The sequence below is a fragment of the Pseudomonas sp. Larv2_ips genome (assembly GCF_963879675.1).
Classification (GTDB): Bacteria; Pseudomonadota; Gammaproteobacteria; order Pseudomonadales; family Pseudomonadaceae; genus Aquipseudomonas.
Genome location: NZ_CAWOAW010000023.1, coordinates 171,406 through 177,751 on the forward strand (window position 1 = coordinate 171,406; position 6,346 = coordinate 177,751).

General features: G+C 62.7%; 6 protein-coding genes. 3 read left to right on the plus strand and 3 right to left on the minus strand.

The window, feature by feature from the left end; translation table 11 throughout:
• Window positions 1-67: 67 nt before the first annotated feature.
• Together AACV02_RS16825 and AACV02_RS16830 are read right to left on the minus strand one after the other, a co-directional pair.
• Window positions 68-358, minus strand: coding sequence for a hypothetical protein (locus AACV02_RS16825; RefSeq protein WP_106580617.1), 291 nt, complete (start codon window positions 356-358; stop codon window positions 68-70).
• A 131-nt stretch (window positions 359-489) separates the two neighbouring features.
• The gene (locus tag AACV02_RS16830) at window positions 490-1,230 is read right to left on the minus strand and encodes a hypothetical protein (protein ID WP_106580616.1); all 741 of its coding nucleotides are present in this window, start codon (window positions 1,228-1,230) and stop codon (window positions 490-492) included.
• Between the two features lie 270 nt (window positions 1,231-1,500).
• Between AACV02_RS16830 and AACV02_RS16835 the strand changes: the two genes are divergently transcribed.
• Genes AACV02_RS16835 through AACV02_RS16845 form a run of 3 tightly spaced genes read left to right on the plus strand, consistent with a single transcriptional unit; the run spans window position 1,501 to window position 5,562 of the window.
• A complete protein-coding gene (locus AACV02_RS16835) occupies window positions 1,501-1,968 on the plus strand; it encodes a (2Fe-2S)-binding protein (protein ID WP_106580615.1) in 468 nt (155 codons plus the stop codon).
• Window positions 1,968-4,205: a xanthine dehydrogenase family protein molybdopterin-binding subunit gene (locus tag AACV02_RS16840; RefSeq protein ID WP_119735847.1), complete on the plus strand. Its 2,238-nt coding sequence runs from the start codon at window positions 1,968-1,970 to the stop codon at window positions 4,203-4,205. Before AACV02_RS16835 ends, AACV02_RS16840 begins: the two co-directional genes overlap by 1 nt.
• Before the next feature lie 16 nt (window positions 4,206-4,221).
• Entirely contained in the window at window positions 4,222-5,562 is a 1,341-nt protein-coding gene (locus AACV02_RS16845; RefSeq protein ID WP_119735849.1) for a c-type cytochrome, read from the plus strand.
• 57 nt (window positions 5,563-5,619) lie between these two features.
• On the opposite strand, the gene AACV02_RS16850 is transcribed toward AACV02_RS16845, so the two are convergent.
• Window positions 5,620-5,982, minus strand: a complete 363-nt coding sequence (locus AACV02_RS16850; RefSeq protein WP_119735852.1) for a hypothetical protein — start codon at window positions 5,980-5,982, stop codon at window positions 5,620-5,622.
• Window positions 5,983-6,346 lie beyond the last annotated feature (364 nt).

Sequence of the window (6,346 nt, forward strand, 5' to 3'; positions counted from 1 at the left end):
ACGTCGCTGTAGATATGCGATTACGTTCTTGAGACCAATCGTAAGGAAATAAACGATCTAACCCGCTTCAAATAAACCCCGCAGGGGTCTCATCGGCCGTCGGCGCCAGCAAGCGCAGCAAATCATCCGCCTCCGTGCCCTGTGGAAACCTGAACCCAAGCATTTCGTCACACGCCAGAACACTTGCGAGCGCTTCACGCAACTGCGCCTCCGTCGGCGCGTCGCGCAGCAGTTTGTGGGCGGGCAATAGCACGTCGGCGGGGACGCCTTGAGCACTTGCCACGTCGATCACGGCAAACAGGATAAATCGCAGGCGGACTTCGCGATCAGTAGGCCAAACCGTTTTGCGCTTTCCCAAGGTAGGCACTCATCGTCAAGAAAAGTCCGAGGCTATTGCCGACCGTGGGTATGTTTCAAGCAAAGGGGGGCAAGATAGGCCGTTTCCCACATATGAAAGGGAAATGCCGCACTGCAAGATCGGTCCACGCATCACTGCACGGGCAAAAAATTCATCAGCAGCAAGCTCTGCGCGTAATTGAGGGCAACGCGCCGGTAACGCTCATCAAGCATCTGCGCGAGCAGGTCGAGGCGCGCAACCACTTTGCCGAACTCAACGGCGAAACTGAGGTTGCTGCCCTCCTCCGAGATTTCATTGGAGAACAACAGCAACACGCCATTGGCGTCCTGGCGCTGGCTGAGCAGCCAGGTGGCTTTCTCGATATTGCGCGCGGCATTGCTGACAAATTGCGGGTTGATCGAGTCGGTGACATAAAACTGCGTGCGCCCACCGTGTGCAGTCACCAGCATGCTACCGATGGCATAGATAAACGCCCCGACCCGGTCGCCGCGAAAGTCCGGGCTCAGCGAATAGCTCAAGGCCACCAGGTCACGACGGTCCCCCAGGGCAGGCAGCGGTTGCCGGTTCTCGATGGCGCGGCGAATTTCCCGTGCGGCACTCACCGCATCGGTATAACCCGATTGGCGCCACTGGTTGGGGTTGCGCAGGTAGAGCTTGTTCATCAGCACGTACAGGCTTTGCAGGTTGTCGCGCATGCTCAGGGTTGCCATGCGGTCGACGCTGGTCTGAAAAAACTCATCGGGCTTGCCATCGCTGAACTGCCTGGCGATATCGCGGCCCTGTTGCTGGCTGCAGCCGGTGGCACAGAGCATAAACACCGCTGCGATCAGCAGCGGCCAGCGGGTGATAAAAGCAATTGACGTTCGATCCATCGGCACCGGGTCTGGCTGCGGTCCACGCGCAGAATGAGCGCGGTCGTGACAGGGATAGATCAGAAGAATGAGAAAAAGTGCAGCGCGCCGGCGTGGATCAGCAAAGGCCTACAGGCTAAAAGCACGCGCAGTGGTGCAATCCTGTCGAATTCTTGCCTGATCCTCCGAGTTGTCGATGACGGGATCGATAGCTGTTGCGCCGTGGTCTAGAGTGCAACGATGGGCAACTTATAAAAAAAGCCACACCAACCGATGATCAGCAGGTGAACCATGCAATTACGTATCAACCAGAAATCCTACGAGGTCGATGCCGACGCCGATACGCCGCTGCTCTGGGTGATCCGTGATGACCTGGGGCTGACCGGCACCAAATACGGCTGCGGCCTGGCCCAGTGCGGCGCCTGCTCGGTGCTGGTGGACGGCAACGTGGTGCGCTCGTGCGTCACGCCAGTGGCGGGTGTGGTTGGCCACGAGATCACCACCATCGAGGCGATCGAAGCCGATGACGTGGGCAAGCGCGTGGTCGCGGCCTGGGTCGAGCATCAAGTGGCGCAATGCGGTTACTGCCAGTCCGGGCAGGTGATGGCCGCCACTGCGCTGCTCAAGCACACCCCGGCGCCCAGCGATGCGCAGATTGAAGCGGCGATGATCAACCTGTGCCGCTGCGGCACCTATAACGCCATTCGCACGGCGGTGCATGACCTGGCCGTTCAGCCTGCCCGGCAGGAGAGCGCCTGATGAACACGCGCAACGCCCTCCTCGACACGCCATTGGGCGAACCGATCAACCTGTCCCGGCGCCGCTTCCTGGCCAGCACCGCCGTGGGCGCGCTGGTCATTGGCTTCGGCCTGCCGCTGGGCACGCCCAGGGCCTACGCCGCCACGCCCGACGCGGCAGAACGCGGCACCCAGGTGCCGGCGTTTTTAGAGATTCGCCCTGATGGCACCGTGCGTTTGCTCAGCCCCTTCATGGAAGGCGGCCAGGGCACTCACACCGCCATGGCGCAGATTGTCGGTGAAGAGCTGGACGCCGACCCCGCCACCTTCATTGTCGAGGCCGCGCCGCCCGGCGATGCGTATGTGGTGATGGAAAACGGCATGCGCATCACCGGCGGCAGCATGTCGGTGCGCATGAGTTACCCGACCATGCGCCGCCTGGGCGCCCTCGCCCGCGCGATGCTTTTGCAGGCCGGCGCCGAGCAGCTCGGCGTGCCGGTCGCGCAACTGACCACAACACCCGGCCGCGTGGTGCATGCCGCCTCCGGCCGCTCGCTGGGCTACGGTGAGCTGGCCGGGCGCGCCCTGGACATGCCGGTGCCCGACCCAGCCACCATCACCCTGCGCGACCCGAGCCAGTTCCGCTGGATCGGCAAGCCGGTCAAACGCCTGGATGCCTACGACAAATCCACCGGCAAGGCGCAATACAGCATCGACTTGAAAGTCGACGGCATGCTCCACGCCGCCGTCCAGCACGCGCCGCGACTGGGCATGACCGTGGGCAGCCTGCGTAACCAGGCACAGGTCGAAGCCATGAAGGGCGTGCACTCGGTGCATCGACTGCCCGGCGCCGTGGCCGTGGTCGCCGAACGCTGGTGGCACGCCAAGCGCGCGGTGGAGGCGATCCAGGTGGAATGGCTGGAAGCCGCTGCAGATTCGACCGTACGCGCGATGCCGGCGGATTTTTCCAGCGACAAGTACCGCGACTTCCTCGCCGCCCAGCAAGGCCCGGCGCGTGACGATGAAAACGAAGGCGATGTAGCCGGCGCACTGGCAAACGCCAAAACCAAAGTCGAAGCCACCTACCATAACCAGTACGTCAACCACGCCCAGCTGGAGCCACCTTCTGCCCTGGCACGCTTCAACCCCGACGGCACGCTGGAGGTGTGGCTGCCGAACCAGGCGCCGGATATGTTCCGCGCCGACATGGCCAAACGCACCGGGCTCGACCCGGCGAAGATCATCCTGCATTCACCGCTGCTGGGCGGTTTTTTCGGCCGGCATTTCTTGTATGACTCGGCCAACCCTTACCCGCAGGCCATCGCACTGGCCAAAGCAGTCGGTCGCCCGGTCAAGCTGATCTGGAGCCGTGAAGAGGAGTTCCTGCGCGACGTGCTGCGCCCGGTCGCCGTGGTCAAGTTCCGCGCCGCGCTGGACGCGCAAGGGTTGCCGGTGGCCATTGAAGCGGTGAGTGCCACCGAAGGCCCCAGCGAAGCCATCGCCGGTAAACAGGGCGACAAAATCGACCCCACGGCCCTCGAAGGGTTGTCGGGCAAAAGCTACGCGATCCCCAACAAGCGCATTGCGCAGATCTACGTCAAAGGCCCGACCATGCTCGGCTACTGGCGCTCGGTGGGCAATTCGCTGAATGACTTCTTCTATGAAGCGTTCCTCGATGAGCTGGCCGACAAAGGCGGCCAAGACCCCTACGAGCTGCGCCTGCATTTGCTGCGCGATAACCCGCGGCTAACCACGCTGCTGAAGGCGGTGGGCGAGTTGTCCGGCGGCTGGAAGCGTGGCCCCTACACCGCAGAGGACGGCAGCCGCCGTGCACGCGGCGTGGCCATGGCCTCACCGTTCGGCTCCCACGCTGCCGTGGTCGCCGAAGTGTCGATCGAAAACGGCCAGGTCAAGGTGCACCACATCTGGGAAGCCATCGACCCGGGCAGCATCGTCAACCCGGCGATTGTTGAAGCACAAGTGAATGGCGCGGTGGCCCTGGGCTTGTCGCAAACCTTGCTGGAGGAAGCGGTGTACGTGGACGGCAAACCACGGGCGCGCAACTATGACCTGTACCCGATCCTGCCGCTGTCGCGCATGGCCCAGGTGCACGTCAAGATTGTCGAGAGTGGTGAAAAAATGGGTGGCATCGGCGAACCGCCGTTACCTGCAGTGGCGCCGGCCGTGGCCAATGCAGTCGCGCACCTGACCGGCCAGCGCATTCGTAGCCTGCCTTTGAGCCGATACACTTTCGCCTGACCGACAAGGAACGCGCATGAACAACCAACGATTGGCTAGAACCGCAGGCTGGCTGGTGCTGGCTGGCGCGGTCGCCGCAGGCGTACTGGCCTGGTACGTGACCCGCGAGCCCGCCTCGCCTTTTGAGCAACAACCTGCCGCCAAAGCGGACCCGGCACTGGTCAGCCGCGGCGAGTACGTCGCTCGCGTCAGCGACTGCGTGGCCTGCCACAGTTTGCCGGGCAAGGCGCCGTTCGCTGGCGGCCTGGAGATGGCCACGCCGCTGGGCGCGATTCACGCCACCAACATCACGCCCGACCGCAACACCGGCATTGGCGCCTACACGCCGGCCGACTTCGACCGCGCGGTGCGCCACGGCGTCGCGCCGGGTGGGCGCAGGCTTTACCCGGCCATGCCCTACCCGTCTTACGCCAAGCTCAGCGATGACGACATGCGTGCGCTGTACGCGTTTTTCATGCAAGGCGTGGAGCCGGCCAATCAGCCCAATATCGACAGCAGCATTCCCTGGCCGCTGAACATGCGCTGGCCCATCGCCCTGTGGAACGGCGTGTTCGCACCCAACGCCACCTACGCGGCCAAACCCGCCCAGGACGCGCTGTGGAACCGTGGCGCCTACATCGTCCAGGGCCCGGGGCACTGCGGCAGTTGCCACACGCCGCGCGGCCTGGCCTTTAACGAGAAGGCGCTGGACGAGTCCGGCGCGCCCTACCTGGCCGGCGGCCTGCTCGACGGCTGGTATGCGCCGAGCTTGCGCCAGGACCACAACACCGGGCTGGGCCGCTGGAGCGAGGACGAGATCGTGCGGTTCCTCAAGACCGGGCGTAACCAGCATGCAGTGGTGTATGGCTCGATGACCGAGGCGTTCAACAACTCGACGCAATTCATGAGCGATGAAGATTTGAACGCCATCGCGCGCTACCTCAAATCCCTGCCTGGCGACCCGCAGCGCGACGGTTCGCCGTGGCAGTATCAGGCGGTCAACGCGGTTGCGGACGTACCGGGTGCCCATACCTACGCGACCCGCTGCGCGTCCTGCCACGGCCTGGACGGCAAGGGCCAGCCGGAGTGGATGCCACCGCTGGCGGGCGCCACCTCAGCACTGGCCAAGGAAAATGCGTCGGCGATCAACATCACGCTTAATGGCTCACAACGGATCGTGACCGCCGGTGTGCCGGATGCTTACCGGATGCCGGCGTTCAGGGAGCAGTTGTCGGATGAGGAAATCGCGCAGGTGCTGACTTACGTGCGAGGTACGTGGGGCAACAACGGCGGCGCAGTCGATGCCGCGGCGGTGAATAAACTGCGCGGGCATACGGACCCGGCGAGCAGCAGCCCGATCATTTTGCATATGCGCTGAGAGAGGGCTCCCACGCTCCCGCGTGGGAATGCAGCCCGGAACGTCGTGCGTCCCGGGCTACCAGCCATACAAAATGGACCAAAGCATACAGCCGGCAAACCACACCATTCCAAAATGATACGGCCACAACGCCCAACGCTTTAGGGACAAGGGCACGGACGCCAATTCAGCCTCGGTTACCTCCCCTCTTTTGATGTGAAATTTAGGCATTGCCAACAGGCCATTGATCACGAGCATGCGATGAAACCTGTCGATATGCTGATTTCTGCCCCAAAAGCGTTTGTTGTCGCAGATCACTTTGTTCTGGCTGAAGTAGCTTTCCAGGGCTTCGAGCTTTGTGTACTCAGCATATAAAGTGAGTCCCGCGCCAACAAACGCCCCTGCAAATAAAAAGATTGCCAGGATGAGTTGAAAATCCATGTTTAAGCGCCCTCTGGTTGAAAGATCAAATCACCGTCGATCTCTCCGATCTTCCCGCCCAGAAACGCACCGCCAGTGCCGAATAGGTTGCCTCCTGCAGCGCCGCCGATCACTGCGCAGGCCGGCGCACCGTTTCCTTTAGACACGACGCCAGTGACCAGCACCCGTGGGAACGCAGCCCGGAACGCCGTGCGTCCCGGGCTACCAGCCATACAAAATGGACCAAAGCATACAGCCGGCAAACCACACCATTCCAAAACGATACGGCCACAACGCCCAACGCTTGAGGGACAAGGGCACGGACGCCAATTCAGCCTCGGTTACCTCCCCTCTTTTGATGTGAAATTTAGGCATTCCCAACAGG